The following is a 26837-nucleotide window of genomic DNA, read 5'->3' as shown; positions in this document are numbered from 1 at the left end:
TGCGGGCCAGTTGCGGACTGAGCCCAATGACTGCTATCAGCAACCCAATTGCCCCGCCAGTCCATTGGAACTTGTCGGTCAAGCCAGCGCCACCGCATCGGCGCCCGCCGGTGTGCGCATAGGGGTGGTGGGATCAGTCACTGCACGCCATATTGCCTCAGCAACATCCTGAGAATAGGTAACCGGTGTGGCGGTGTCTCCTATGGCCGCAAACACTTGTTGCGTGAAATCGTTGTAGGCTTCGTGTGAGCTGCCTGCCATGCGCGGGCGGGCGTTGTCACCAAAGCTGGTGCTCGGCGCACGCCCAGGTAGCACAATCCTGGCGCGCACATTGAAAGACGCCAATTCCAGCGCCAGGCATTCGGTAAAGGCGTTGACTGCCGCCTTGCTGCTGGTATAGACCGCCAGGAGCGGCAGCGGTTTGAGCGTCACACTCGATGTGACGTTCACCACAACACCTGCACGCCGTTGCCGGAACTGCGGCAGCAGTGCCTGCGTCATCGCCATGGTGCCAAACGTGTTGGTCTCGAATATCTCGCGGATGCCGGACAGCGCACTGCCTTCCAGAGGCGCCAGCAGGCCCACCCCCGCGTTGTTGACCAGGGCATCAATCGGCCCGGCTTCCTCTACGCAACGACGGATGCTGTCCGCATCGGTCACGTCTAGCGCGAGGAGATGAAGCCGGTCCGATTGCGGCAACAAGTCCTCGCGCGGGGTGCGCATGGTTGCAACCACGCGCCAGCCTTTGTCGAGGAAGAGACGAGCGGTCTCTAGTCCAAAGCCCGACGAACAACCGGTAATAAGAACAGTGGAAATGGTAGGCATCAAAAAAACTCCTTGGTTAGCAAGGTGCGTACGATACGTGCCAAGAGCAAGACTGAATATGCTTAAATATCCACTTATTTGTTGAAATAGTCCAATATGGTTGATCCGCTCGCAGAAGTTGTTTCGCTCTTGCAGCCAAGTGCACCCTTCTCCAAGGTGGTCGTGGCATCTGCTCCCTGGGCGGTGCGCCGCACCGAGATGGGCCGGCCGTTCTACTTCGTGGTGTTGGAAGGCGGCTGCCAGTTGACGGTAGACGGTCCGGCACACAGTGACAGCATCACCTTGAATGCGGGTGACTTCGCGCTCATTCCGGCAGCGCGCAGTTTTGCAACCTCCAGCCTTGACAGGTTGCCGCCCCGCGCGGGCGAAGCGGTCACTACTGCCATTGAAGCCATGCCAGGCGGTGCGCGCGTGGGAGATCCCAAAGGAGCGGTGGATGTGCGCATGCTGGTAGGGAATTGTGTACTGGGCTCTTCAGATGCTGCGTTGTTGGTGCCACTCCTACCACAATGGGTGCATGTGCGTGGCGAGCAGCGTTTGTCCACACTCGTCCAGTTGTTGGCCGAAGAGAGCCGCACCGACCGGCCCGCGCGCGAGATCGTGATGACCCGCTTGCTGGAAGTGCTGCTGATAGAAGCCTTTCGATCCGGCGCCAACACGGCAGCATCACCGGGCCTGGTGAGGGGCTTGTCCGACCCCAAGCTTGCGCTGGCTCTGCGGCGCATGCATGCGCAGCCCGCGGCCCCCTGGAGCATTGCACAACTGGCCCGCGAAGCCGCCATGTCGCGCTCTGCCTTCTTCGACCGTTTCAGCCGCACGGTCGGGGTCACGCCCATGGACTACTTGCAGACGTGGCGAATGGCCATGGCAAAACAACTGCTGCGACAACGCGAGCTCGCCATCGCTGAGATCGCGGAGCGCGCTGGGTACAGCTCTGTCAGCGCCTTTGGGGTAGCCTTCACACGCCATGTGGGGGTCCCACCCGGGCGCTATGCCAGAGGCGAGGCGGATGCGGTGCGAAGCTGATTGGCGATGCCGCAGTAGTAATCACACGCAGCCGTTAGCCGAACCGCTCTGCATGAGGCGGGAGGGCCAACCGATGCGGACCAGCAGGCCATCAGGCCCGCACACCCCAACCTCGTAGAGGCCCCACTCGCGGTGGCGCAAGACACCCCCTGGACGGATGATGAGATCGTCCACCCGCGCGGCGATGGCATCCACCTCCGGTGTGCGGATAAATACGCCGAAAGGGTTGTGCTCTTCTGGCACCACCCAAGGGCCGCTCCCCGCCTGCGTCAGGTGCACTTCGCAATCCCAGCCAGTCATGATGATGTAGCCAGCGTCGCCACCTGTACGCTGAAAGCCCAAGCGCTCCCAGAACGGCAGGGCGGCAGCCAAATCGTTGCTCGGCACAATGGCGAACGCGCCTGTGGTGACGGGGATGGGCATGCGGCACTCCGGTTTTGCGCTTTGAAGAACCGCGCCACTGTAGCGTAAATCCTGCCCGGGAATCGGGCTCGTTTGGACAAGCTACAAGCGATACAAAGCCGCCCCGTCGTGATACAGGCGTGATACGTCAGGTTCGCATACTACGCACACCGAATCAGCCCACGAACAAGAAGAGGACGTCAAACATGCAAGCTTCAGAAACTTCACCGACCCGTACACCAGCCCGGCCAGCGGCACCATTGGCAACGGTTCGTAGGAACCCACAATGGCCGTTTCCAGTTGGGGCAGTGAATCGCCAAAATGGCGGTGTAGCCGCAACTGCGCAGGGCGTCATTTCGACCACCGAGCGTGCCTATGTGGCGCAACAATCCTCTCAGTGAATTCGGCGCTTCCGTGTCAGAGGCGGCCGCTGGTTGGGGCCACTTCCAGACGCTGCGCAACGTCCGGTACTTAGACAGCTGAACTTCCACAACGTGGATCGGATAATGGCTGTGATGTCGTATCCATTACCTTCCCGCAGGCAAATCTCCCCGCCATGCTAAAAGCCACGCTGTACTATTCACCCAAGCTCGTTAGGCGTTCGGTCTTCGCCTACCTTCGCCGCGGCCTCGGAACGGGCACATTCGTCGCTTTTGCCTGTTTAGTAGCGGGCGCCATTTTTCTCGTTGCAACTGAGCCCGGTTCGTGGCTGTCAGGGGCAGTCTCGGGTGCAGTTGCTGCCGTCACCCTTTTGCTCATCGGTCTCTACTTCATCCACTATCGCCAGGGCATGGCAAAGCTCGCACGCATGCAGCAGCCCCAAGGGACCCTGCGGCTCACCGAGCTAGAGCTCACCGTATCCTCTCAAGCCGGCTCTTTCACTGCACCCTGGGCCACATTCGCCGATCTTTGGAAGTTCTCCGACTTCTGGCTTCTCATCATTGGAAAGGGCCAGTTCATGACCCTTCCACTGGCAGACCTGAGCGAGGAGGCCCGAACCTTCATTGCATCTCGCTTTGATGTAAATGGGTAGGCAGCGGCCGTGAAGGTGAATGTTTATTGCCCATGCTGCCAGCTCTCTATGGGTGAACATCGGTGGAGCTGAGTAAGGCGTCCGTCGGGGCCCGGGCTATGGTGCAGGAACCCCCGAACTGACTTGTCCATAAGGTCCCGCGCCATGCTAGCAAGGCAAATTATTGTCATCATGGTGGCCATCGTCTGCGAGGTCACAAGTGCAGCGGATGTGTCGCCTATTTCTATACCCCCCATGTCAGTGATTCCACCTCAAGGTGGAGGATGGCAACTGGCGAAGAAGAGCGAATATGTGGTCGCGTTTCAGCGGACCAATAAAATTGAAAGGTACCAGACGAGTGCCTATGCAAGCGTAATGCGCTTTCACGCCCCGGACGACCTCGCGGCAATGGAAACTGAGCTGAAGCAGCAAGTCGCTACGGTGTTTCCCAGTACAGAGGTTACGGTGCTAGAGGCCAAGTACAACGGAGATCGAAAGCGGGGCTATCCCTGTGTATCGGCAAGAGCGGTTGCTGAAACTACGGTTGTACTTGAGTCCGAAGGAGGTCGCGTTTCAGTTCCAACGGACATGTACATGTTGGCCTGCCGACAAAAGGGGGCGATACCCTTGGGTTTCATGGCTATGTACTCCCATTCTTCATTCTCGAAGTCGGCAACTTTCGAAGCAGATGCAACGAACTTCGCTGAGGGAGTAAAACTTCATCCCATTGAGACAAAGCGTTAGCGTTCCGAGACTAGCGCTTGATCGGCTGTCAACATATTTGGAGCTCAGAGCAGGATGGCGGCCAGTTGCGGACAATGGACTATGACCGCTTTCTGGAGGAGCAAGTTTCGCTCAAAGAACGAAGTGGGGGCATCAATCAAAGGGAAGACATGAAACTATTCAACCTGCAGATTCGACGAAAAGACTTAATTGCGGTTTCTGTTTTGCTAACTGTCTGTGCGCCCGTGTTTCTTGCAGTTGGGTTAATCTGGCGAGCAGCCGAAATCGCGGTCATCTCGTTAGTATTTTGGGTATGGGTGTGGAAGCCGGCCAAAGCACCAACTACAGACAACCCGTTATCCCAGCGAACGCCTAACGGCGCCGCCGAATTCAAACATCCGCCACCATGAGAAGCCTGACTCAGACTCCGCTATGTGTTGTCCTTGCCTTGGCTGCTGCGCCTGTGCTTGCGCAAAAGCACACCGTGGTTTCACCGATTACAAATGCCACATGGGCACAGTACCGAAACATGTATCAACAAAGCCCGCTCTGCACTATGGACGAGATCACTTTGTGGAGCTGCGAAAACGGCAAGCGCGTTTATTCGCTTTGCTCATCGCGTACCGTGACCCGCACGTCAGGTTACATACAGTACCGCGCTTCAAGCCAAGGCAAGGCCGTATTTGCTTTCCCGAATGAGAAAAAGCCGCCGCTGGGTTCGTTTGTCTACACGTCCTTTGGAAACGGCAATGCATCTGTCGAGTTCAAGAGCAATGGGTACAGTTATACCCTCCTTGATCCGCTTAGAGAAAATTCATCCATATTTGTAGTGGCCCCTGCTCCGTCTGGAAAGCAGACCGAAATAGGATGTGGAGGCAATCAGACGCTTCAAGTCAATTACACAATGCGGCTTATGTATGACTCTGGTGTGTGGGCAGGCAACTAGGCATGGCTTCTAACTCTACCTATATGGACTCACCCGCAAGTTAGAGAAACTGTCCGATAGCTTGGCCTTTGGGGCGTCTATGGAAATAGGTGGTGCTTAAGCGATTGCGATGCCCACGCCGTAGCGACCGCCGGTTTGCGGCCAGTTGCGGTCCTTCGCGTACGACCGCTATCTGGCATATTTGGCCGAATCTAGATGACAACGGAAATACGGTCCTGTTGCGCACATACGAAAGTCGATGCGTCGCAGACTACCACCCAAAAGTGTATGAAACGCGAGGTCACAAGTAGCACTACCGGGTAGAGCAAGAGAATGGGTAAGCTCTGTAGCTTTACACCAGCAATTAGTGGCATCGGCGGTCCAGTGCTCGCTTGCACGCAGAGGCCTAAGGAAGGTGCGGTTGTGTATGCTCTGAGGAATCCGTAGGAACAAACTTTGGCTTAACGCCACTAACATCTGTATATGGACGCCCCCACAAGTACAAGTAAGGAAAACCGCATGATCAAGGTCAGCGTGATGTATCCGTATACAGAAGGCGCGCGCTTCGACCACGCCTACTACCGAGACCAGCACATGCCGATGGTGAAAACCAGGCTGGGCAGTGCCTGCACCTACTACACAGTCGAAAAAGGCCTGGCCGGCGCAGCGCCAGATTCTCCGCCCGCCTTCGTGGCGATGTGCGCGTTCTTCTGTGATTCGCTTGAGAGTTACCAGGCCGCCTCGCTGGAGCACCGCGCCGAAATTCGGGGCGACATCGCCAACTACACCGACATCGTGCCGGTGATTCAGTTCAGTGAAGTCGTTGTTGAACGGTCGGATCGTTGAAGGCGCCGGATCGAGTCTGACGATTCCCAGACGCCTGGCATGGGCCAGTTGCCGCCGCTCTCGAATGACCGGTCCCCAGAGGCTAGGTTTTGGTGCCGCATAAGCCGCACTAATGGTCCCGCACTATTGTCAAAACACAGGTAAACCCTCGTGGTGTTTGGGGCGGCGCTGCCTACAGTCGCCATTCTCAGCATTCACCTAGTACACCATGCGAACGCTTCAATCTTTGCTAACACCCGGCAGACAACTATTGAGAATTGCCGCAGTCTTGCTGCTGGTTTCTAGCCTTTGTGCGTGTGGCGGAGGTGATAGCTCTCCCACAACTCCAGACTCTGCACAAACCGTTACCTCGTCCATTGTTTCCGTAAAGACAGGGCAAAACTACGGCGTGCAGATATATTTGCCGAAGGGCTACCAAACTGGCGCGAAGCGATACCCGGTCATCTACGCCATGGACGGCACGGTCCCTGACAGCTATTCGCGTTTCAATATGCTGCGCGACACTTTGAGCCTGCGAGGCTATAACAATGTCATTCTGGTGGCATTGAACTCTGTTTCAACCAGGCGGCGCGTTGTCGATTTCACGATGCCAGGCGCCCAAGCCTATTACGCCTTCTTGACATCGGAGTTGATTCCCATGATCGACGCGCAGTACCGCACCGACCCCAAGAACCGCACGCTGTCAGGCCACTCCCTCAGCGCCGAGTTCGCATTGTTTGCGTTGTACCAGGAGTTGCCGGAGAAGCGCTTTTTCACGGCGTTCTTGTCTGCAGATTGCACCTGCTGGTCCAAGGATGACTTTTCGCTGGCGCCGCAATGGGATGTTCCCATCAACATGGAACAGGCGATGTTTGAACGCAGCCAAAGTCTGCCAGCGAAGTTGGTCATGTCGGGCTCTGTGCAAGCCAACTTTCAGCGCGCCACAGATGTCTTCCAGCGCATCACCCAACACGGTTATCAGGGGCTGAGCGCCCAATTTACCAGCTATCTCTCGGGACATACCGAGATGGATGAACCGGAATTTGGCAATGCGCTTCAATTCGTTTTCGGGCCGCCTCCACGGTGAGTTACAAGTGATGGCCTCCCGATGCTGAACTTGAACAGCTCCGTTCGGCCAGACCAGCGTGGTTGTGGCCGGGTGACAGAATTTCTCCGGAAATATGTGCCATCCAAGGTATGAGTAGTGGTCCAAGGCGCTCGGTGTTACGCAGGGATTAACCAATACGGTTGGCAGTTCGGCTTGTTCCGCAGCAGCATGCAATGTCTGCTTGGGGGGGCATAAGTTCAGGCGAGTTTGAGGTTCGCTGATGTGCCGTGATGGCTAATGCAAGCCCAAATACGCCGCCGCCAGGTTGGGGTCTTTGCGCGCATCCGCAGCCGAACCACGCCAAACAGTGGCTCCCGATTCCAGCACACACACATCATCCGCCGCGGCCAGCGCACGTTCGGTGTTCTGCTCCACCAGTAGCACCGTCATGCCCTCGCTGCGCAGTAGCTTCAGCGCTTGGTAGCACTGGTCAATCACTTTGGGCATCAGGCCTAGCGACAGCTCGTCGATCATGATCAGTTTGGGCCGTGTCATCAGCGCGCGGCCTATGGCCAGCATTTGTTGTTCGCCGCCGGACAGGTTGCCGGCCAGCGAAGTCAGCCGTTCACCCAGGCGGGGGAACAGGCCCAGAACCTTCTCCCGGTCTTGGGCGTAGTGTTTGACCGGCTGCACCATGCCGCCTACGCGCAGGTTGTCTTCCACCGACAAGTCCTTGAACAGGCGCCGTCCCTCGGGCGAGATAGCGATGCCGTTGCGCACGCGTTGCGTGGGCGGCAGGCCGCTGATGTCTTCGCCATCAAACACAATACGGCCGCCTTGCAGTTCGCCATGGCCGGCGATGCACATCAACGTGGATGACTTGCCCGCGCCGTTGGCGCCCAAGAGCGCGGTGATGGTGCCGGGGCGCAATGTCAACGACAGTTCGTGCACCGCATTGAAGGGGCCGTAGCCGCAGGACAGATTGTGCAGTTCAAGCATGGGTTGTGGCCTCTTGATGACCCTGTGCTTCGTCGCCTTGACTCTTGGCCAGCGTGTCGCCACCCAGGTAGGCGGCCTGCACCACAGGATCGTTCATCACGGTGCGGGGCGCGCCATCGCCAATTTTCTTGCCGTTGTCCAGTACCACCAAGCGCTGGCACAGGCGCATGACTTCGCCCAGGTTGTGCTCGATCAGCACCACGGTCATGCCGCCCCGGTGGATGTCGGCAATGGTGTTGGCAAAGGCGCGCGCCTCTTGCGAGTTGAGCCCGGCCAGCGGTTCGTCCAGCAGAAAAAGCTTGGGTTGCAGTGCCAGTGCGCGGGCCAGCTCCAGGCGTTTGAGCACGCCCAGCGGTTGGGTACCCGGCAACTGGTGGGCGCGCTCGGCAATGCCGACACGGGCCAGCATCTCCATGCCCACGGCCACTTCCGCACCGCAGTCCACATGCAGAAGGGAACGGGTGGGCGAACTGGTTTTGGCAAAACCGGCGGCCAGGGCCACGTTTTCCACCAGTGTCATCGTGCGCAGCGGCTTGACCAGTTGTTGTGACAACGACAGACCACGCCGCACGCGCTGGTTGATGCCCAGGTGGGCCAGTGGCTCGCCGCGCAGGTACACATTGCCAGCGCTGGCCGTCACCACGCCGGTGATGGCGCGCAGCATCGTCGTCTTGCCCGCACCGTTGGGGCCAATCAAGCCCAGCAGTTCGCCCTCGTTGACAGTAAACGACACGTTGTCGACGGCGGTCAATCCGCCAAAACGCACCGACACATGGTCCACGCGCAGCAGGGCTTCGCCAGAAGTCGCGTGTGCGGTTGTCATGGTGTTGTGGCTCCCTTGCGCTTGGTAAAGCGTGCTGCAATGCCGGCCAGGCCGTGGGGTGAGAAACGCATCATCGTGAACAGCAAGCCGCCATACACCAGCAGCTTGTAGTCCCCAATGAATTGGAACCAGCCGGGCAGGGCGGACAGCACGGCCGCCGCCACGATGACCCAGAACACCGAGCCAATGCCGCCGACCACGACCATGGACAACACGGTGACAGACTCCACAAAACCAAAGCTGTCCGGCCCGATGAACTTCAGGTTTTGCGCATACAGGCCACCGGCCGCACCGGCCAGCGCCGTGCCAATCGCAAAGGCCGCCAGCTTGTAGCGCGGCACGTCGATGCCCAGCACACGCATCGTGTCCTCGTCTTCGGCAATGCCCTGGAACACACGGCCCATCCACGCGCGCTGGATGTAGAGGCTGACACCCGCGGTCAGTGCGGCCAGTGCCAGCGCCAGCGCCATGAAGCCCGGCTTGCCCAGGCCCGAGCCGGGGAAGCCGGTGACACCCATCTCGCCGCCCATCCACTCCTGTTGGCGCACCACACCGATGAAGATGAAGCCCACGCCCATGGTCGTGATGGCCAGAAAGTCGGCCCGCACGCGCAGGCTGGCCAGGCCCACGACTGCGCCCAGCAGCCCCGCCACCAGCATGGAAAGGGGCAGTGTCAGCAGAAAAGGCACGCCCGCTTTGCACAGCAGGGCCGAGGCGTAGGCGCCCAGGCCCAGAAAGGCGGCATGGCCCAGGCTGATCTGGCCGCAGAAGCCGGTGATCAGGTTCAGCGACAGCGCAAACATCACGGTGATGCCAATCGTCGTGAGCAGGGAAATTTCGTAGTCCATAGTGGTTCCGTCCTAACGCTTGGCGAACAGGCCCTGCGGCCGCACCATCAGCACCACAATCAAAAAGGTAAAGGCAATCGCATTGCGGTCCAGCACCTTGCCCAGGTAGACCGTGCCAAACGATTCCACCAGGCCCAGCACCAGCGCCGCCATCAGCGTGCCGGGCACCGAACCCAAGCCTCCCAGCACGATGATGGCCAGCGCCTTGTACGAGGGCACGCTGCCCATCGTCGGCTCCACCAGGTTGTTCAACAGCGCCACCCACACACCGGCAAAACCGGCCAGCGCCGAGCCGATCAAGAAGTTCAGGTCGCGCACGGTGTTGAGCCGTATGCCAAAGGACTCGGCCATCTGAGGGTCCGACACCGTAGCCTGGCAGGCCACACCAATGCGGGTGCGGCTTTGCAACCAGGCCAGCAGGCCGATGATCAGCGCCGTGCCCAGCATCACGGCCAGCTCGGCCTGTTTGAATTGCAAGCCACCAACTGCCACCTGACCTTGCAACGGTGGGTTGGAAAACGACAGGCCCGATGCGCCAAACGCAATGCGGAAGATTTCTTCGGCCGCGATGAAGAGGCCGATGGACGCGATCAGCGCCACATGCGGCGGCTGCTTCAGGATGGGCTGGTAGGCCAGGCGGAACATGGCGACACCCGACAAGCCGGACACCGCCATCGCCGCCAGCAGCGTGAGAGTCATGCTGCCGGTGGCGTTGTAGGTCAGGACGCCGACGTACGCACCCAGCGTGAACAGGCTGGCATGTGCCACGTGCAGTATGCGCAACAGACCGTAGACCAGGGTCAGCCCCAGCGCGATCAGCGCATAGATGCTGCCCTGCACCAGGCTTTGGGCGATGAGTTCAACAAAAAACATGGGCGTGCCTGTCCCTAGGCTGTGCGTGCAAGGTGCTTGCGCAGCGGGGTACTTACTTATTTGGAGGCTTTGGTCGGTGCGGCCAAGAGCGCGGCGTCCGAGATCACCGAGTGGCGGCGGAAGGCCTTGTCCTTGACCACCTGCACCTGCAGGTCCTTGTTGACCTCGTGCAGGTCGTTGAACGTCAGCTTGCCAATGGCGCTGTCGTAGATACCGGCCGCAATCGCATCGCGCAATGCCGCGCCACCCTTGCCACCGCTCTTGCGCAGGCCATCGATCAGCACCTGTGTGGCGGTGTAGGTGGATGCGGCCACCATGTCGGCGCCGGTGCTGTTGGCGGCTTTGAAATCGGCCAGGAATGCCTTGGTGGCCGGGTTGGCGGAGTCACGGTCCAGCGATGTGGTGATCAGCACGCCTTCGGATGCGGCGCCGGCAATCTCCATGAACTTCTCGGAGTCATACCCTTCCTGGCCAATGATGGTGGCGGTCACACCGGCAGCACGCAGTTGGTTGACCAGCGGGCCCGCGGTGTAGAAGTAGCCGCTGGCGTAGATCACTTCGGGCTCTTGCGCCTTCACGGCGGAGACCAGTGCGCCGAACTGGCGGTCCTGGATGCTGTATTCGTGTTCACCGGCAATGTTCAGCCCAAACTTGGCAGCGCCTTCCTTGAAGCCGGCCGCCAGCGACTGGCCGAAGTCGTTCTTCAGCGTGACCAGCACCACCTTCTTCTTGCCCAGGTTGGCCACCAGCTTGGCGCCGCCACGGCCTTGCACCTCACCCATGGCCGACACGCGGAACATGAAGTCGCCCGAACGGGTGATGTCGGGGTGGATGGCGTAGGACACCACATAGGGCACCTGCGCCGCCTGGAACACGGCCGATGCGGCGCGGGTGGAGCCGGAGTAAGAGCCCGACACGGCGCCCACCACCTTGTCCTTCTCGATCAGCTTGGTGGCAGCGGGCACGGCTTCCTTGGGCGAGGCCTGGTCGTCGTAGACCACCATGTCGATCTTCTCGCCATTGATGCCGCCCTTGGCATTGGCCTGGGCCACGGCCAGCTTGGCGCCGTCCAGTGCGGACTTGCCGTCTGCTGCCGCAAAACCAGTCAGCGGCACGGTAATGCCAATCTTGATGTCGGCATGGGCTGTACTCGACAACAAGGCCAGGCCAAGGGCGGTCAGCGCAAATGGAAAGGCGGGGATGAGTTTCATGGCGGAGCTCCGTAGGGGTGTTGGAAGGTTCAGTCGATCACATCATATAGCTTGTATAGACAACTTTAGCGAGCATTGCCAAACTTGTCTATACGGCCTGTCGCCGATTTGACTGGTACAAACCCTAGGTGACGTGGTTTCCGTGCGCCCGTTGTGAATCCTGCGGGGCCTGCTCTCGCTCGCGTAAGCCGTAGTCGCGCCGCACCTCGGCCACGCGCAGCCGGTAATCGGCAAAGATGTGGTCGCGGCCGGCCGCCTGCGCGTTGCGATGCACCTCCAAGGTGCGCCACTGCTGCACGGCGGCCTCATCGCGCCAGAAGGATAGCGACAAGATCTTGCCGGGTTGGCTCAGGCTCTCAAACCGCTCGATGGACAAGAAGCCATCTATGCGTTCCAGATGCGGCCGCAGGCTGGCCGCGGTGTCCAGGTAGGCCTGGCGGTGCTCGGCATGGGGCAGCACCTCAAAGATCACGGCGATCATGCTGTCGGATTCCACGTGGATGGTAGGCAGAACGTGCCGTCCACTACTTCTGTGAACGTGCGCTCTTCACGCAGGATGAAACGCTTGGCCTGGGCCAGCTCGAAGTTGGCGCGGCCCTCGGCGTCGGTGCGTAGGCGGGCCCGGTAGGCCTCATATGCGGCTAGGCTGTCAAAGGCGATCAGGCCCCAGGCTATGTCGTTCGTGCCTTCGTACGGCAGAAAGTAGCCCAGCAAATGGCCACCGCAGCGCGGGATGATGCGGCCCCAGTTTTGCGCATAGGCCTTGAAGGCCTCGCGCTGGAACGGGTCGATCTGGTAGCGGATAAAGCAGGTGATGGTGGTGGTCATACAGATTCCTCAGTCGCGGTGGTTGTGATGATGTGTTGCAAGAATTCATTGGTATGGCGGTAGAGCACTTCGCGCTGGGCCTCCAGGTGCATCAAATGGGTGGCGCGTGCAATCTTGCAGTCGCGCTTGTGGGCGCTGCCCAAAGCATTCAGCAGCGTCGCGGCATCCGCATCGGTGCATAGTGAATCCCATTCGCCGCGCACTATGAGCGTGGGCGCTTCCACACAGGAGGGGTCATACATCCAGTCGCCAGACCACCAGGCTTGCACGTCTGCGCTGGGGCCGGCGGGTGTCCACACCGAGGGTGGCGTGCGTGTTGGGGCCGTGGGGTCAGTCGCCAGGTAGGCTTCACCCCAGGCCTGGAAATGCGCTTCGCTCAGCACCTGCGGCTGTCCGCGCGGCACGTCTTCCACAAAGCGGCGGTACTGCGCCCACAGCGACACTGGGTAGTGGCTGGCCATGGGTGCCGCAGGCATTGTGTTGCTGGTGGGTGTGCGCGGAGCTATGGGGCCAAATAGCACCAGCGCCTGCACGTCTTGGGGGTGCAGTGACGCATAGGCCGCGGCCACGCTGCCGCCCCAGGAGTGGGCCACCAGCGCCACGGGCCGGCCGCCATTGTGTACGCGGATGGCGGCGATGGCGCGCTGCAACTGGGGCAGCACATCAGTCATGCGTCCTACCGGTGTGGTGACGCCTTGGGGGTAGCGGTCGGAATGGCCGTAGCCGGCCCAGTCAAGGCCCCATACCGTATGGCCGACGTCGTTTAACGCATCGGCCCAGGAGCGCCCATCGAAACGGTAAAAGATGGACATATCGGCGCCAAACGTAGAGCCGTGTACATAAAGCAAGTCGATGTTGTCGTCACTGCGCCGAGACGGATGCTGAACTTGCAGGGCCAGGGTTGGCTGCCCGGATGCACTTAGCGGGATGCGGGGCCGGGTGGGAAAGGTGCTTTGCACAATGGGTTCCTTTGCTGTCGTGTGGTGGGGTATCGCAATGGGTCAAATGGTAGGTAGGCAGACCCTCTGGATGCTTCGTTGCAGAACGAACCATCCACGCCACCAACTCGTCTACGATGCAGGCATGGCAACACCCATTACCACCCTGAAAGACGGCCCCCATATCGCGCGCATTGCTGCGCTGATAGGCGACCACGCCCGCGCCGAGGTGCTGACGGCACTACTGGCCGACCGTGCGATGACGGCCACCGAGTTGGCTGACGTTGCCGGCGTCAGCAAGGCGACGATCAGTGCCCACCTGGCCAAGCTGCTCGATGCCAACTTGATTGCGGTGGAGCCCCAGGGGCGGCATCGCTACTTCCGCCTGGCCAACCACGATGTGGCACACCTGCTGGAGAGCCTGATGGGTGTGGCCTTTCGCAGCGGCGCGGTGCGCCTGCGCGGCAGCCCCCGCGAGCCGGCGCTGCGCAAGGCCCGTGTGTGCTACGACCACCTGGCGGGTGAGTTGGGGGTGCTGGCCTTTGATGGGCTTCAGCAGCGGGGTGCGTTTGACGAAGCACCGCACCGGGAACTGACGCTGACCGAAGCGGGCCAGACCTGGTTCCAGGCCCTGGGTGTGGATGCAGTGGCCTTGTCTGCGCAGCGCCGGTGCTTTTGCCGCCCCTGTCTGGATTGGGGCGAACGCCGCAGCCATCTGGCGGGCGCGCTGGGTGCCGCTTTACTCGGCCGTGTGTACGCACTGGGCTGGGCGCGGCGCGCCAAGGATTCGCGTGTGGTGCAATTCACCGAGCCCGGTGAATACGCGTTCCGTCAACTCTTTCTGAATACTGTCCCTACAACCCCCAGGCAAACTGCCAGCCGAAAAACGCTACGAGACCCAGCATGATGGTCAGCAACTGGTGGCGCGTGGCGATGCACACTGCGATGGCAAACAAGGCCGCCACCAGTTGTGGGTTGCGCCAGCTCAGCTCCAGGCCCTGGCCATGCGGCGCCAGCACCATGGGAACAATGATGGCGGTCAGCACGGTCACCGGTACAAAACCCAGGGCCTGTTTGGCGGTGGGCGAGAACGCAATGCGATCGCCCAAGATGAAGACCAGGGCCTTGATGCCAAAGGTCAGAACGGCCATGCCCAGTATGGTCAGCGTCGCGCTCATGCGGCACTCCCTTGTGCCACAGTCTGCCCTCGCAAGCGGGTCAGCAACAACCCCACTCCAACCCCCGCGGCTACTGCGGCCATCAGCCCCAGCTTGTAGGGCAGGTCCTTGAGCAAATAGGCCACACCCCCAGCCGCAACTGCCGCCGCAAAGTGCGGTACACGTACCAACTGCGGCACGACGATGGCGATGAAGGTGACCACCATTGCAAAGTCCAGACCCAGCGTCTGCAACTCTGGAAATGCGGCACCAAACAGCAGCCCCACCACCGTCCAGCATTGCCAGTTGGCATACATGGCCAGGCCCGAGCCGAGGAAATACCAATGGCCTCGCTGGGTGTTGGGGTGTTGGCGGTAGTAGCTATCGACCACGGCGTAGGTTTCATCGGTCAACAAGAAACCCAGCGCCCAGCGCCAGCGTGCCGGCAGGTGCTGCACATGGGGCAGCAGGGCAGCCGCGTACAGCATATGGCGCAGGTTGACGATGACGGTGGCCAGCCAGATGACCAGCGTGCTGGCGAGGCCAGCCATCAGGCCCACGGCAATGAACTGGCTGGAGCCGGCAAACACGGCGAGCGACATCAGTTGCCCCTGCCAGGGCGCCAGTTGCGCAGTGCCCACCAGGGCGCCGAAGATCATGCCAAAAGGGGCAGCGCCCACCAGCATGGGAATGCTGTCGCGGGCACCGGCCCAGAACAGGGTGCGTGCAGAAGGTTCCGTCATTGGGGGGAAGAGTGCGGTGCTATGTGTCACAGACATGCACGGCATCTTAGGGAACCACCTGCCGCCGCGCTTGTATGTTCTTGCGCTTTTTGCGGCATTCGCTCTGCGCTACATTTGCCAGCGCCCCGGCGCCACGCCAAAGGCCCTTTTGAAGTGGCGTGTGAAATGGCTCTGGTCAGCAAAGCCCTGGGCTGCCGCCACTTCGGTTACCGACAGGCCCTGGCGCAACAGGCCCTGGGCTCGGTTCAGCCGCACCTGGTTGCGCCAGGCGTGGGGCGGCATGCCCACGGTGCGCGAGAACAGCCGCGCGGCGTAGAACGGCGACAGATCTACCGCGTGGGCCAATGTGGACAGTGCCAGCGGTGCCGTCATGTCTTCAACCAGCAGGGCCTTCATGCGCTCCACGCGAACCGCGTCCGGGTGCAGTGCCTGGGCTTGCACGCGGTTGCGCGCGTAGCGGTGCAGCAGCAGTGCAAAGCCCTCGGTCAGGGCTGCCTCGGCCTGCAAGGGGTCTGCACCGCCCTCCAGCAGGCGGTGGGCCATGCCCAGCTTGCTAGCGACCTCGGTATCGGTGATGCTGTTGTCGGGTAGCCAGGGCACGTCCATGGGCCGGCCGGCTATGTCAGATGCCAGGCCCTGCATCCATTCCACTGAGGGGTAGAAGGCGCGGTAGGTCCAGCCGTCGTCGGTGGCCCGCTCGCCGGTGTGGACCTCGCCGGGGTTGATGGCCGCAATGCTGCCCACGCCCGCAATGCACCTGGCGCCGCGGTAGCGGTAGCTCTGCGCACCGGTCTGTATGACGGGAATGGAGAAGCTCTCATGCCAGTGGGGTGAGAACTCCTGGGCGTAATACTGGGCCGTCAGCATTTCCGCGTTGGGCAGCAAAGGGCTGCGCCAGAAGCGGGCGTGGTCGCGCAATGGGTTTATGTTGGCCATGGGCCTGCATTCAAGCACGTTGCACAAGCCCCTGCTCGGCGTGCAGTTGGTCACCGGCCAGACCTAAGTGTGCGCGGAATGTGGCGATCGCCTGTGCCGTCAGCAACTGCCCTTGGCGCAACCCCAACTGGTGGTAGGCCTCCCACTGGGCCTCGTCGAAGAATTGGTCCGACGTGGTTTGCTGCGGGAAGGCCGCGTTACGCGCCGCATAGCCCGCAATCTCCAGTGGCAGGCCCTCCAACAGGCGTGGCTTGATGACGATGAGCAGACCGGGCGGTGCACCGCGGTCGTAGAGTATGCGGGCCAGCAGCAGGCACTGCGGTCCCGCGGCCGCGCCGATGGTCTTGACGCTACCCACCAGGGCAAACAGGGCTGTCTCTTCGGCTGTGCGCGCCACCAGGCTGGCCGGGTCTACGAAGGTGATGCTGGCACCGTAGTCGATCTCGGCCTTGCGCGCCATGTTTTCCAGGTCGGCAAAGGTGTACAGCGGGTCGGCGCCGCAGTCAGCCAGCACGATGACATCAAGCCGACGCTTGAGCAGGGCATAGACGCTGGTGTTGTCAAAGTGCCCGCCGTCGGACACATACCAGGCGTCGCTGCGCAGGCCGGGAAAGCGGGCCAGGCACTCGGCCAGCAACAGTGCAGGCTTGGGCCAGCGTGTGGCGAGTGATGGCGCCGGGGGCTTGGCCGTTGGATCGGGTGGGGGCAGCAGATTGGGTGTCCAATAGCCCAGGCGCAGGCCCGACAGGAACATCAGCGCCGCCAGACCCGGTGAGGTTTGCGACCCCATGCCGCTGCCGGCCGCTGCACCCGAAATGGCCGCCCAGCGTGACAGCGTGCCCACCGCCGGCAGTTGGGCCAATGGCGTGGGCGCCGCGGTGCCAGTCTCTACGCCCAGCGCGCTGATGGTCAAGGCAATGCCCAGGCGGTCGGCGTTGTAATTGCCGGTGCGGTCGTCCACCGATTGGTTGATGCAACAGCCCATCAGGTGAATTGGGCCACCGTACGCATGGGGTTGGTAGTCGGCCAAAGCGATGTCATCGCCGGCCACGGTCTCCACCAAGTGGGCAACCCGCTCGGTAGCCGTGTGGGTGGTGGCCCCCAGCGGCGAGCCGTCAGGAAAGCGCGCTTCGGCAGACGGGTTGTCGGCCTTTGCGTAGTTGCCCACCGATACATAGGCCCGCTCAATGCGGGCGCGGTAGAAGTTGTGCAGTGACGACAGGTTGAGCACCTCGATGTCCGCGCGTGTCAGGGCGACATAGGCCAGTGTTGCCGCTGCTACCCCCCACCAGATCCAGGAGCCCTGCGCCTGCATCAGCGCACGCAATGCCGTCAGCCAGGCCAGTGCCAAAAGCAGCAACAAGGCCAGGCCCAGCCCATTCAACAAGCTTTCGGTCTTGATGGGTTTGACATGGGAGGCCGCCATCCAGCTCTGCAGTGTGGGCAGGCTGCCGCGCAGCAGCGCTATGGTGGTGGCCCAACCACCCACGGTGGCGGCGTGTGGCCTGCCCATGGCGGCGAAGGCGTCCAGGACCTGCGCGGCGGCCCAGTCCAGCAGGCCGACACAGGCCAGGGTCAGCAGCCCCCACAACGCCGCGCCCAAGCGCTTGGTGTGGGCCAGGCGCTGTGCGGCCAGTTCCGCAGGTGCCGATGGCCGCAGGGACAGCAGAGCCGCCGTGCATGGGGCGAACAGCAGAAACACCCCCAGTGTTTGCACCGCCAACTGCGCGCTGGCACCTTCTGCGCCGGCGCTTTGCCATGGCGCAATCAGGCGGCTGGCCAGCCACGCGGCCAGTGCTCCGGCCAGCAATGCGCCCCCCTGATTGGCCCATTGAGTTTGCCAACTGGGCCACGTGCGGCGCAACCAGTATCGAAAGATGCTATGCGTGCCTGCGAACAGGGGCAGCACCATCAGGCACCACCAGATAGAGCCTTCGGTCATGCCGGTCACACCCATCAGCACGTAGGGCAGCAGAATGGCGGTAGCGCATAGCAGCAACAAGACGGCCAGTTCGAACTGCGAGAACAGGATGTTGCGTAACACGGAAGCCGCAGCCTGCCCTTTGTCCCGCGCACCGGCTGGCATCAGGTAGCGGCCATTGCTGCGCAGCCACCACAGCAGCAGCGTGTCGCCCTGGCCCAGGCGCTGCTGCACCTGTGCAGCCGTGGTATCGGCCTGGTACAGACGACCCAAGGCGGAGCCTATATAGCCTCCGCCGGAGACCGTGGACAGGTAGTCAAAGCTGGTCAGCAGTCTTTCGCGGGCCAGGCCGCGCAGCAGGCCTAAACAGAACGTGGCGCTGCGCAAGCCGCCGCCGGACAGCGCCAAGCCATTGCGGGGCGCATCGCTGTCCACACCCGCTTGCGCGCGGCGCGCTGCGATCAACGCGTCTTCGGTATGGGGGGCGGAGCTTGCCATGCGTGTCAGACGGCCACCATGCGGTCGCGCCCTTCGCCCTTGGCGTGGTAGAGGGCCTTGTCCGCCTTCGCTAGCAAGGCGCTGGACGGCATGGGGTGGGTATCTGCCTGTGCCAGGCCGCCGGAGAACGCATAGCTGAAGTCTGGCGCCACATACTCCAATCGCTCCAGCCGCAGCAAGGCCACCACCCGGTTCAATACATGTAGTGCGTCCGCTTTGTCGGTATCTGGCAGCATGACGGCGAACTCTTCGCCGCCCAGGCGGCCTACGACATCGCCGATGCGCAACTGCTGCCGCAGAAAGTGTGCAAAGTGCTGCAGCACGGCATCACCCGCGGCGTGACCGAAGCGGTCGTTGATGCGTTTGAAATGGTCCAGGTCCAACATGGCCAGGCACAACGGGCGCGCGCTGCGGGCGGATTTGGACAGCTCTTGCTCCAGTTGCTGCATGAAATTGCGCCGGTTGGGCACGCCGGTCAAATCGTCCATCAGGGCCAGGCGTTCGATGTCGTCACGGGCTTTGCGCAGCGCGATCTCTGTTTCCTTCTGGCGCGTAATGTCCGAGCAGAACATCACCAGTTCGCCACCCGGGCAGATTTGCTCAGTCATCAGGATCCAACGGCCATCCACCAGATCAACCTCGAAGCTGCGGAACTCGGACGAGCGGTGCCGCCCGCGCACATAGTCCAGCCAATCTTGCAGGCTGGCCCAGTTGGTATTGATGGAGGCGCCGCGCCCTTGGGTGTACATCCATGCCATCAACTCCTGGTGGGTCTTGCAATGCATGGATTGGTCGGTAAAACCAAACATCTGCGCCAGGGTGGCGTTGTAGTAGAGGAAGCGGTTATCGGCGTCCAGCAGTGCGATGCCGTTGTCGCTCAGGTCGGCGTATTGCATCAGCAAATCGGACACGGTCAACGGAGTCTGCATATAGGGCCAGTCTTTCTGCAGTCGGGTCGCCCAGGATAGCGGGCTTTGGCGCCCGCAACAAGCGGGGTTGCATGCCGTTGCAATCGCCTGTGGGTCACGTCGCCTTCAGCTCGCGCAGGCCCTTGCCCAACTTGCGGCGCAACAGCGTGCGCAGCGTCACACCGTCGGCATAGCCCACCATGCCGGCAATGGCATCGATGTTGTGGCTGCTGGTCTTGAGCAGGTGCACGGCACGCTCGATGCGCAGGTCCTGGATGTAGCTCACCGGCGTCTTGCCCAATACGTCGTGGATGCGCCGGGCCAGCGTGCGTTTGCTGGTGGCCAGCTCACTGGCCGCTCGGTCCAGGTTGACGGCCTGGTCCAGGTTCGCACGCACCCAGCGGTCAAAGCGCTCCACCAGCGGGTCGGCATGGGCCAGGTGGTCGGCTATCACATAGGCGGATTGCGAGGGCCGTGCATCCACAATCAAGTATTTGGCCACCAGTGCAGCCAGTTCGGGGCTGGACTGGCGTATCAGCCACAGCGCCATATCCAGGTGGCTGAGCGCCGCGCCAGCGGTGACAAAGGGGCCGCTGCGCACGATCATGCGGCTGGCGTCCAGCTTGATGGCGGGGTAGCGCTGGCGGAAGAACGGCGTCAACCACCAGGTGGTGGTGGCTTCGTGTTCATCCAGCAGGCCGCTCTCGGCCAACACAAAGGTGCCTATGCAGGCGGCCGCAATCGGAATGCCGGCCGCGGACCAGATGCGCAGTGCGGCCATGGCATCGGCCACATCGCCGCGCCCCAAGGCCTGTTGCAGCGGCTCCGGCATTTTGTGGCCCATGGCGGGCACCACCACCCAGTCGGGCTTGGGGCAGTCTTGTACGGCCACCACCGGCACGCCCATGCGCTGCGCGCTGCGCACAGTGCGTCTCACACCGGCCAGTGTCACTTGGTACTGCGGGCCGGGGCATGCATACAGCGCCGACAACTCATTGGCCGTGGTGAAGGCGTCCAGGATAGTGGCCAAGCCGGTGTCGAAGACGCTGTCCAGGACCAGGATGGTGATGTTCATGATTGGCTCAATTGATACCAAAGTTGTCAATCGTGCCACTATGCCAGACGCCCGGCGATCCGTAAAGTTCACCCCATCGCGCAACCGCTCGATGCAATTGACTCAACCACTCAGGAGAACTTTCATGACCGTCCAACTCGCACTCTTCGCCCGCCTGGAAGCCAAGCCCGGCAAAGAAAAAGAAGTCGCCCAATTTCTGGAAACCGGCCTGGCGCTGGCCAACCAGGAAGCCACCACGCCGATCTGGTTTGCGCTGCAGTTCTCGCCCACCAGCTTCGGCGTGTTCGACGCCTTTGAGAACGAGGCCGGCCGCCAGGGCCATCTGAACGGGCCGATTGCCCAGGCACTGATGGCCAAGGCCGGTGAACTGCTGTCCAGCCCCCCCAGCATCGAGCCCATCACCGTGCTGGGCTTGAAGAACCAGATGCGCGCGGCAGCCTGAGCCCTTGCCACAAGACGCAACCGCCATGAACACACAAGCCTTTGAACGCACGCTGGTCGCCGGTTGGGGCGATATGGACTTCAACTCCCATATGCGCAATACCGCCTATTTGGACAAATCGGCCGACGTGCGCCTCATGTACTTTGCCGACTGCGGCTTTGCCCAGTCGGAATTCATGGCATTGCGGCTGGGGCCGGTCGTCATGAAGGACGAGGTGGAATACTTCCGTGAGATCCACCTACTGGACGAAGTGCAGGTCACGTTGTCCCTGGCCGGCCTGTCGGAGGATGGCAGCCGCACGCTGTACCGCAACGACTTCTTTCGCAAAGGAAAGTTGTCGGCGCGCGTCACCACCACGGCGGGCTGGTTCGATCTGAACCAGCGCAAGTTGATTTGCCCGCCGCCGAAGCTGTTGCAGGCTTTGCGTGATATGGCGCGCAGCGAAGACTTCCGATCGCTGCCCAATAGTGTTTGATTGAAACTAGCCGCGAGCCGGAATCGTCAGCCCCCGCACCACCGCTGGCCGCGCCACAAACGCGGCCAGCGCCCGGTTCACTTGGGGAAAGTTTTGAATGCCCACCAGTTCACCGGCGCCGTAGAAGCCGACCAGGTTGCGTACCCAGGGGAAGGTGGCGATGTCGGCAATCGTGTAGGTATCACCCATGATCCAGGTGCGGCCGGTCAGGCGCTGCTCGAGCACGGCCAGCAGGCGTTTGGCCTCGTCGATATAGCGGTCGCGCGGGCGCTTGTCCTCAAATTCCTTGCCGGCAAACTTGTGGAAGAAGCCTACTTGGCCAAACATCGGCCCCACTCCGCCCATCTGCCACATCACCCATTGGATGGTCTCGTAGCGGCCAGCCGCGTCCTGGGGGATGCACTGGCCGGTCTTCTCGGCCAGGTACAGCAAGATGGCTCCGGATTCAAACAGCGCCAGCGGCTGGCCGCCCGGGCCATTGGGGTCGATGATGGCGGGGATCTTGTTGTTGGGGTTCAGTGACAGGAAGGCGGGCGACATCTGGTCGTTGGTCTCGAAGCTGACCAGATGTGGCTCGTAGGCCAGGCCAGTCTCTTCCAGCATGATGGACACCTTGACGCCATTGGGCGTGGGCAGCGAATACAACTGCAGGCGCTCGGGGTGCTGGGCGGGCCATTTGACGTGGATGGGAAAGTCGGAGAGCGTGTGGTTGGTCATGGGGTTCCTTGGGTGACAGTAGCCACGCCTGTGCGCAGGCGAAGCAGCCATTCTGTCTACAAGGCAATGGGCCTGCGCAAGCAGGGCTTTTGCAGAAGTGCTGTATGGAAAATTGACCGCTAGCCCTCGTGCAATATGTGTGTATTGCTATCAAATCAGGAGTTATTGGCTCTAGCCCGGTCATGCCGCCATAGCCACAACAGGGGCGGAACCAGCACCAACAATGCAAAACAGTCCACCCACACATGGATCCAGACTTGGGCATGGATGGACAAGGCCATGTCCTGTGGCGCCCACAGCGCCAGCCCGGCTAGCAGCCAAGCCCAGGCGGCCGCGCTGCGGTGCCGATCACCCAGGTACACCAGGGCCGCCATCCACAGCGCGGTGCTCTGCACCGTGGCGCCAAACAGTGCAATCCACCAGACTTGCACCGCACGCGATGCCGATGGCGCCGCGCCGTCTGGCCAAAAGACGCGCTCCACACCGCGGTGGTAGGCTTCAAACACATCCGCACTGCCGGCCCAGGCCAGGACCAGTCCCACCAGCAGATGGCCGGCCGCCACGGCATACAGCCAGCGCACCAACCAGAGGCGAAGGGGTGAAGAAGAAGCGGGGGCTGGGTGGGTTGGCATGGTGCAGGGCGCGGTGAAGAAGCAGTGGCGAGAATACTATGTGGGCCACCACAAAGACCTCAGCATCAACCCACAGCCATGCTCCCAACCCAAGCTCCCGCACTCTTTCAGGCCTCGGTGCCCGTGTTCTTGCACTACCTAGGCCAACTGGAGCGCTTGGTGGCGCTGGCGCAGCAGTACGCCGCGCGGGTGGACATGCCGGAGCAGATGCTGCTGGATGCCCGGCTGGCACCCGATATGCTGCCCTTTGCCGCCCAGGTCGAGATCGCGTGCAACTTCACGTTGCGCGCGAGCTTTCCTGTGGCGGGCCTGCCCATACCGCCCTATGGCGAATACCCACGCTCCTTTGCGGGCTTGCAGCAGCGCATGGCGCACGCCACCGACCTGTTGACTGCGTTGAGTCCTGCTGCCTTTGCTGAAAGCGCCGCTTTGACCATACAGGCCGAAGCCGGGCAGGCCATCCACGCCATGCCGGCCAGCGACTACCTGTTGCTCTATGCCTTGCCCAATTTCTTTTTCCACACCAGCGCGGCCTATACCATCCTGCGCCATGTGGGGGTTCCCATCGGCAAGGCGGACTTTGATGGCTACCACCAGTACGTCGGCATCAGATAAACTGCCCCGCCATGCACACCGATACGCTTGAAGCCATCCCCAAGTCCCGTGCGTTTCGCATCGAGGTTTGTGAATCCCTGTCCCGGTCTCCCTTGTTCAAGGACTGGTCTTGGGAGGAGTTGGATACGCTCAGCACCTACATGGTGGGCTACCGCGCCAAGACCGGCGATCTGCTGTTCGAGGAAGGCGATGTCGGTGACTCCATGGGCCTGCTGCTGTCAGGCCAAATCGAGGTGCGCAAGAAAGACACAGCCGGCGTTCCCCAATTCGTCACCCCCATCGTGGCCGGCCGCACCTTTGGCGAAATGGCGGCCATAGACGGCGAACGCCGTTCCGCCACTTGTGTGGCGACGGAAGACTGTGTGCTGGCCCTGCTTCCCAAGACCCAGTTTCAACGCATCTTGTCGGTGAATGAGGCCTTGGGTATCAAGCTGCTGTTGCGCGTCACACGGCTGCTGAGCCAGCGTTTGCGCGATGTGAACGATGTGCTGGTGGACTTTTTGAGCAAGGATGCGGGGTAAGTGTGTAGCCGCTAGTCCCTAAATCACCCGCGCCACATGAACAATCAGTATCGCCGCCGGAACCAACAGCGCCTGCGCCAATAGCGTGCCCGCAAGCCGGCTGCCCACCAGCCACACCACCGCTTTGCGGAATTGCCCCTCGCTCACCTTGCCCTCCACGACATCATCGGTCATGCCCGACATATAGGGGTCGATGAAGATGGCCAGCATGACCGTGGCGCCACCGTTGATGATGGACGACAGTGTGCTGGAGGTCAGGCGCACGGAGGCGTCGAGTGCGCCGGCGTACAGCGGCGCGAACACAGCGACCGTCCACAGGGCCGTTGCGCTGATGTTGAGCACGGTGATCCAGGCTGAGACCCCGTGCCCTTTGTGCAGGCGGGAAACGTTGGCTGCCGCGGGAACGCTGGCGGCGTCTTTGACAAAGGACAGCCCACCTTTGAAGAAACCGTGGAGTATCAGCTTGGGCACAGACCGGTGCACCTGAAAGTGCAGCACGGCGCGGCAGAACACGCGTTGAAAAGTCGGGATTAGCAACGCGCCCAAGACCGTGGCCACGCTGGCAGACACCAGCAGCCATCTGAAGTCGACCAGCAGCGCCGCGGCGCTGGGGCCGGTCAGATTGGACTCCACACGCTTGGCCAAGAACGGGCCGAGGAAGGAGTTGGACGTCCGCGAGACCAGGACCAGTATGCTGAACAGCGCAAACGACACTGCAATCCGCCGCGTGCGAACACCGGCAATGCGCACCGAATAAGCCAATGTGCCTATCAGGTGAATGACCAACGTGAGGAAGCAGAGAAAGAGGAGTTGTCGGTCCAAGGGGGCTGTCTTTCAGGCCTGCAAAAAAGAGACTTGCAGAGTATTACCCACAATGCTGAAAGTCGGCGCCACGTCCTGCATGCGGTTTCCCACGAATTGGGATGTAACGAAGCCGGAAAGATTGGTAGCCGTGAGGATGGGGTAGGGCGTATTGAGGGCGAACCCGCCGCCGCTCTTGGCAAAGAATGAGAAATTCACCGGGGCCGACTGCAGCGTCAATTGGCCAGACAAGACGATGCCCGTTGTGTTGGTGCCGAGCTGGATGCGGATGCTGCCACCGGTCAGGTCGAGTGTGCCCAGATTCACGGGGCCGGTGTGGTCGCTGGTGTTGAGTTCGCCATTGCCGATGAGCACGACGCTGGCTGCGCCGCCCGAGGACTGGTCGTAGAACACCACTTGCCCGCCGCTACCGCCGTTGACGCCGGCTTCCGCTACCAGCTTGGCGTTGCCGGCGCTGGATGTGCCGGAGAACACGGTATAGCCGCCGGCCGCGCCAGCAGCGACACCGCCTTCGTTGATGAAGCTGCCGCTGCCTGCGGTGGGCACGTTGTCACCGGCCGGCGCGGGCGTTCCACCGCCGCTGCTGCTTGCCGAAGAGGAATCGTCATACACCGCAAACTGCGTATAGCCGGCCGCAGCGCCCGCGACCGCGGCGCCCTGGTTCCTGAACGTGGCCTTGCCCGCCGTGGGGAAGAAGCTGCAGGGAAGGCTGATCGAGAAGATCGTGTGGCCTGCTGTGGAGCTACCGGCTATAGCGCTGCTGTAGTTGATGAAGCTGCCATTGCCGGCCGTTGGCGATCCGTATTTGGCGGTGAATTCAGTGTGGCCACCGCCACCCTGGCCGCTTTGCTGCGCGCCATAGTTGTGGAACGTGCCATTGCCAGCCGTTGCACCTAGGCTCGTCATCGTAGGCGGGTTGTTGTTGAAGCTGGTGACGCCGCCGTAGGCGCCGGCCACAGTGGCGACGCGGTTGTAAAACGTGCCATTGCCGCCGGTCGCGTTGGCGTCAAAGGCTACGTCACCGCCGTTGGCCTTGGCAGTGGTGCCGCCCAGATTGTTGAACACGCCATTGGCCGCAGTGGACGTGCCGTAGAACTGCGTATTACCGCCATCGCCGCCCGATACCGTGCCGCCGATGTTGGTGAACGTGGCGTGGTCGGCGGTGGAGGTGTCGTGGAACACCACATTGCCAAAGGTATCGCCATCGCTACCCGTGCTGCCGTAGATGGTGAAGGTAGCCGTGCTGGCGCTGGCGGCGTTGTCGAAACTCACCTCGCCACCCACCGTGCTGGGCTCCACCGGTTGTGCGGAGCCGGTCCACACCTTGAACACCGCCGAGCCGGCATTGGCGGTGTCGCAAAAGCTGATGACACCCCCGCCCGCACCATCGGCCGCCACCGGCCCGGCGCAGTAGAAGAGATTCGCGCCACCTGCCGTGGCTGCGTTGGTGAAAGTTAGTTGCGGGTTTTGGTAGCCGCTACTGGTGGCCGCCACGACAAAGTTCTGCTGCTGGCCAGAGCTATTGCTCACGCCTTGGCCTGCGATGGTCAGGGCCGGAGCGGAACCTGGACCGAATGCAAAGCTGTAGGCGGGGGCGCCCGCAGAAAATACGATGCTGTTGATGACTGTCGCGCTGTTGGGCGAGAAGCTGATGGCCGTTTGGGACGATGCGCCAAAGCTGGCGACATCGGCAGGCACACCTTCGGGGGTCCAGTTGGATGCGGTATTCCAAAGGCCGGTGTCGGCTGCGGTGTTCCAGGTCGATGTGCTCATGGTGGGACGTCCAGCGTCCATCAATGGTCTTTGTTGGTGATGATGCGGTCGTTCTTGCGGGGCTTGCCCGCACGGCCCGCCTTGGACCAGTCATAGTCGTGGCCGTCGGGGGTCTTGCCATCGACGATGGTGTCTACCCCCTGTTTGCCCACGTGCTGGGGGTTCTCGCTGACCATGGTGACGAAGCGGTGGCCGGTGTCGCGTTTTTCTTTGGTGATCTGCAGTGCGTGCGTGAGATCTGCGGTCTCCTGCCCGTGGGCCTGGTCGTTGTTGTCGGTCCAGTAGATTTTGAACAT

At 61.7% G+C, this 26837-nt stretch carries 33 protein-coding genes; 12 read left to right on the top strand and 21 right to left on the bottom strand.

Features of this window, described 5'->3' with window-relative positions; translation table 11 throughout:
* Window positions 1-78 precede the first annotated feature (78 nt).
* Window positions 79-825, bottom strand: coding sequence for an SDR family oxidoreductase (locus AC07OO_RS06995; RefSeq protein ID WP_495081325.1), 747 nt, complete (start codon window positions 823-825; stop codon window positions 79-81).
* 96 nt (window positions 826-921) lie between these two features.
* On the opposite strand from AC07OO_RS06995, the gene AC07OO_RS06990 reads away from it, so the two are divergent.
* Window positions 922-1851 carry an AraC family transcriptional regulator gene (locus tag AC07OO_RS06990; protein ID WP_495081324.1) on the top strand — a complete coding sequence of 310 codons (930 nt, stop codon included), beginning with the start codon at window positions 922-924 and terminating at the stop codon, window positions 1849-1851.
* 21 nt (window positions 1852-1872) lie between these two features.
* Here the strand turns inward: AC07OO_RS06990 and AC07OO_RS06985 are convergent, their stop codons facing one another.
* Window positions 1873-2274 carry a VOC family protein gene (locus AC07OO_RS06985; RefSeq protein WP_495081323.1) on the bottom strand — a complete coding sequence of 134 codons (402 nt, stop codon included), beginning with the start codon at window positions 2272-2274 and terminating at the stop codon, window positions 1873-1875.
* A 535-nt stretch (window positions 2275-2809) separates the two neighbouring features.
* Here AC07OO_RS06985 and AC07OO_RS06980 point away from each other — a divergent pair.
* The 6 genes from AC07OO_RS06980 (at window position 2810) to AC07OO_RS06955 (ending at window position 6825) form a co-directional block, all read left to right on the top strand.
* Window positions 2810-3286 (top strand): YcxB family protein, encoded by a 477-nt coding sequence (locus AC07OO_RS06980; protein WP_495081322.1) that lies wholly within the window; start codon window positions 2810-2812, stop codon window positions 3284-3286.
* A gap of 144 nt (window positions 3287-3430) precedes the next feature.
* Window positions 3431-4009 carry a hypothetical protein gene (locus tag AC07OO_RS06975; RefSeq protein ID WP_495081321.1) on the top strand — a complete coding sequence of 193 codons (579 nt, stop codon included), beginning with the start codon at window positions 3431-3433 and terminating at the stop codon, window positions 4007-4009.
* 17 nt (window positions 4010-4026) lie between these two features.
* Window positions 4027-4398 (top strand): hypothetical protein, encoded by a 372-nt coding sequence (locus AC07OO_RS06970; RefSeq protein ID WP_495081320.1) that lies wholly within the window; start codon window positions 4027-4029, stop codon window positions 4396-4398.
* Window positions 4395-4934, top strand: a complete 540-nt coding sequence (locus tag AC07OO_RS06965) for a hypothetical protein (protein WP_495081319.1) — start codon at window positions 4395-4397, stop codon at window positions 4932-4934. The genes AC07OO_RS06970 and AC07OO_RS06965 overlap by 4 nt, the downstream gene beginning before the upstream one ends.
* A gap of 498 nt (window positions 4935-5432) precedes the next feature.
* Window positions 5433-5759: an EthD family reductase gene (locus AC07OO_RS06960; protein ID WP_495081318.1), complete on the top strand. Its 327-nt coding sequence runs from the start codon at window positions 5433-5435 to the stop codon at window positions 5757-5759.
* 208 nt (window positions 5760-5967) lie between these two features.
* Complete coding sequence (locus tag AC07OO_RS06955; protein WP_495081317.1) at window positions 5968-6825, top strand: alpha/beta hydrolase; 858 nt, start codon at window positions 5968-5970, stop codon at window positions 6823-6825.
* A gap of 255 nt (window positions 6826-7080) precedes the next feature.
* Here the strand turns inward: AC07OO_RS06955 and AC07OO_RS06950 are convergent, their stop codons facing one another.
* From AC07OO_RS06950 to AC07OO_RS06915, 8 genes are all read right to left on the bottom strand, one after another.
* Window positions 7081-7785: an ABC transporter ATP-binding protein gene (locus tag AC07OO_RS06950; RefSeq protein ID WP_495081316.1), complete on the bottom strand. Its 705-nt coding sequence runs from the start codon at window positions 7783-7785 to the stop codon at window positions 7081-7083.
* A complete protein-coding gene (locus AC07OO_RS06945) occupies window positions 7778-8608 on the bottom strand; it encodes an ABC transporter ATP-binding protein (RefSeq protein ID WP_495081315.1) in 831 nt (276 codons plus the stop codon). Before AC07OO_RS06945 ends, AC07OO_RS06950 begins: the two co-directional genes overlap by 8 nt.
* Entirely contained in the window at window positions 8605-9456 is an 852-nt protein-coding gene (locus tag AC07OO_RS06940; RefSeq protein ID WP_495081314.1) for a branched-chain amino acid ABC transporter permease, read from the bottom strand. Before AC07OO_RS06940 ends, AC07OO_RS06945 begins: the two co-directional genes overlap by 4 nt.
* 12 nt (window positions 9457-9468) lie before the next feature.
* Window positions 9469-10329: a branched-chain amino acid ABC transporter permease gene (locus AC07OO_RS06935; RefSeq protein WP_495081313.1), complete on the bottom strand. Its 861-nt coding sequence runs from the start codon at window positions 10327-10329 to the stop codon at window positions 9469-9471.
* 56 nt (window positions 10330-10385) lie between these two features.
* Complete coding sequence (locus tag AC07OO_RS06930) at window positions 10386-11540, bottom strand: ABC transporter substrate-binding protein (RefSeq protein WP_495081312.1); 1155 nt, start codon at window positions 11538-11540, stop codon at window positions 10386-10388.
* A 124-nt stretch (window positions 11541-11664) separates the two neighbouring features.
* Window positions 11665-12021: an antibiotic biosynthesis monooxygenase family protein gene (locus AC07OO_RS06925; RefSeq protein WP_495081311.1), complete on the bottom strand. Its 357-nt coding sequence runs from the start codon at window positions 12019-12021 to the stop codon at window positions 11665-11667.
* Window positions 12018-12368 (bottom strand): NIPSNAP family protein, encoded by a 351-nt coding sequence (locus AC07OO_RS06920; RefSeq protein ID WP_495081310.1) that lies wholly within the window; start codon window positions 12366-12368, stop codon window positions 12018-12020. The genes AC07OO_RS06925 and AC07OO_RS06920 overlap by 4 nt, the downstream gene beginning before the upstream one ends.
* Window positions 12365-13327, bottom strand: coding sequence for an alpha/beta fold hydrolase (locus AC07OO_RS06915; RefSeq protein WP_495081309.1), 963 nt, complete (start codon window positions 13325-13327; stop codon window positions 12365-12367). The genes AC07OO_RS06920 and AC07OO_RS06915 overlap by 4 nt, the downstream gene beginning before the upstream one ends.
* Before the next feature lie 145 nt (window positions 13328-13472).
* On the opposite strand from AC07OO_RS06915, the gene AC07OO_RS06910 reads away from it, so the two are divergent.
* Entirely contained in the window at window positions 13473-14213 is a 741-nt protein-coding gene (locus tag AC07OO_RS06910) for an ArsR/SmtB family transcription factor (RefSeq protein ID WP_495081788.1), read from the top strand.
* Here the strand turns inward: AC07OO_RS06910 and AC07OO_RS06905 are convergent.
* The 6 genes from AC07OO_RS06905 to AC07OO_RS06880 all read right to left on the bottom strand — a co-directional run bounded on the left by AC07OO_RS06905 (window position 14161) and on the right by AC07OO_RS06880 (window position 20544).
* Window positions 14161-14484, bottom strand: a complete 324-nt coding sequence (locus AC07OO_RS06905; protein WP_495081308.1) for an AzlD domain-containing protein — start codon at window positions 14482-14484, stop codon at window positions 14161-14163. The genes AC07OO_RS06910 and AC07OO_RS06905 overlap by 53 nt on opposite strands.
* The gene (locus tag AC07OO_RS06900; protein WP_495081307.1) at window positions 14481-15206 is read right to left on the bottom strand and encodes an AzlC family ABC transporter permease; all 726 of its coding nucleotides are present in this window, start codon (window positions 15204-15206) and stop codon (window positions 14481-14483) included. Before AC07OO_RS06900 ends, AC07OO_RS06905 begins: the two co-directional genes overlap by 4 nt.
* Before the next feature lie 108 nt (window positions 15207-15314).
* Window positions 15315-16142 carry an AraC family transcriptional regulator gene (locus tag AC07OO_RS06895; RefSeq protein ID WP_495081306.1) on the bottom strand — a complete coding sequence of 276 codons (828 nt, stop codon included), beginning with the start codon at window positions 16140-16142 and terminating at the stop codon, window positions 15315-15317.
* 10 nt (window positions 16143-16152) lie between these two features.
* Window positions 16153-18561 carry a patatin-like phospholipase family protein gene (locus tag AC07OO_RS06890; protein WP_495081305.1) on the bottom strand — a complete coding sequence of 803 codons (2409 nt, stop codon included), beginning with the start codon at window positions 18559-18561 and terminating at the stop codon, window positions 16153-16155.
* A gap of 5 nt (window positions 18562-18566) precedes the next feature.
* Window positions 18567-19490: a sensor domain-containing diguanylate cyclase gene (locus AC07OO_RS06885; protein WP_495081304.1), complete on the bottom strand. Its 924-nt coding sequence runs from the start codon at window positions 19488-19490 to the stop codon at window positions 18567-18569.
* A 94-nt stretch (window positions 19491-19584) separates the two neighbouring features.
* Window positions 19585-20544 carry a GlxA family transcriptional regulator gene (locus AC07OO_RS06880; RefSeq protein WP_495081303.1) on the bottom strand — a complete coding sequence of 320 codons (960 nt, stop codon included), beginning with the start codon at window positions 20542-20544 and terminating at the stop codon, window positions 19585-19587.
* A 124-nt stretch (window positions 20545-20668) separates the two neighbouring features.
* On the opposite strand from AC07OO_RS06880, the gene AC07OO_RS06875 reads away from it, so the two are divergent.
* On the top strand, window positions 20669-20986 hold the full coding sequence (locus AC07OO_RS06875; protein WP_495081302.1) for a putative quinol monooxygenase: 318 nt from the start codon (window positions 20669-20671) through the stop codon (window positions 20984-20986).
* Window positions 20987-21011: 25 nt separating this feature from the next.
* A complete protein-coding gene (locus AC07OO_RS06870) occupies window positions 21012-21461 on the top strand; it encodes an acyl-CoA thioesterase (RefSeq protein WP_495081301.1) in 450 nt (149 codons plus the stop codon).
* 6 nt (window positions 21462-21467) lie between these two features.
* On the opposite strand, the gene AC07OO_RS06865 is transcribed toward AC07OO_RS06870, so the two are convergent.
* Window positions 21468-22178 (bottom strand): glutathione S-transferase N-terminal domain-containing protein, encoded by a 711-nt coding sequence (locus tag AC07OO_RS06865; RefSeq protein WP_495081300.1) that lies wholly within the window; start codon window positions 22176-22178, stop codon window positions 21468-21470.
* A gap of 155 nt (window positions 22179-22333) precedes the next feature.
* Entirely contained in the window at window positions 22334-22810 is a 477-nt protein-coding gene (locus tag AC07OO_RS06860; protein ID WP_495081299.1) for a cell division protein, read from the bottom strand.
* Window positions 22811-22888: 78 nt separating this feature from the next.
* Here AC07OO_RS06860 and AC07OO_RS06855 point away from each other — a divergent pair, with 78 nt between their 5' ends.
* Window positions 22889-23425: a DUF1993 domain-containing protein gene (locus AC07OO_RS06855; RefSeq protein ID WP_495081298.1), complete on the top strand. Its 537-nt coding sequence runs from the start codon at window positions 22889-22891 to the stop codon at window positions 23423-23425.
* A gap of 11 nt (window positions 23426-23436) precedes the next feature.
* Entirely contained in the window at window positions 23437-23946 is a 510-nt protein-coding gene (locus AC07OO_RS06850; protein WP_495081297.1) for a Crp/Fnr family transcriptional regulator, read from the top strand.
* 18 nt (window positions 23947-23964) lie between these two features.
* Here the strand turns inward: AC07OO_RS06850 and AC07OO_RS06845 are convergent, their stop codons facing one another.
* Genes AC07OO_RS06845 through AC07OO_RS06835 form a run of 3 tightly spaced genes read right to left on the bottom strand, consistent with a single transcriptional unit; the run spans window position 23965 to window position 26837 of the window.
* Window positions 23965-24768: a lipid II flippase Amj family protein gene (locus AC07OO_RS06845; RefSeq protein ID WP_495081296.1), complete on the bottom strand. Its 804-nt coding sequence runs from the start codon at window positions 24766-24768 to the stop codon at window positions 23965-23967.
* Window positions 24769-24780: 12 nt separating this feature from the next.
* Window positions 24781-26541: a hypothetical protein gene (locus AC07OO_RS06840; RefSeq protein ID WP_495081295.1), complete on the bottom strand. Its 1761-nt coding sequence runs from the start codon at window positions 26539-26541 to the stop codon at window positions 24781-24783.
* 20 nt (window positions 26542-26561) lie between these two features.
* A complete protein-coding gene (locus AC07OO_RS06835) occupies window positions 26562-26837 on the bottom strand; it encodes a hypothetical protein (protein ID WP_495081294.1) in 276 nt (91 codons plus the stop codon).

The organism is Rhodoferax sp. GW821-FHT07G04, from assembly GCF_059418585.1.
Note: the sequence above shows the minus strand (reverse complement) of the source record. Positions and strands in the feature narration are given on the sequence as shown.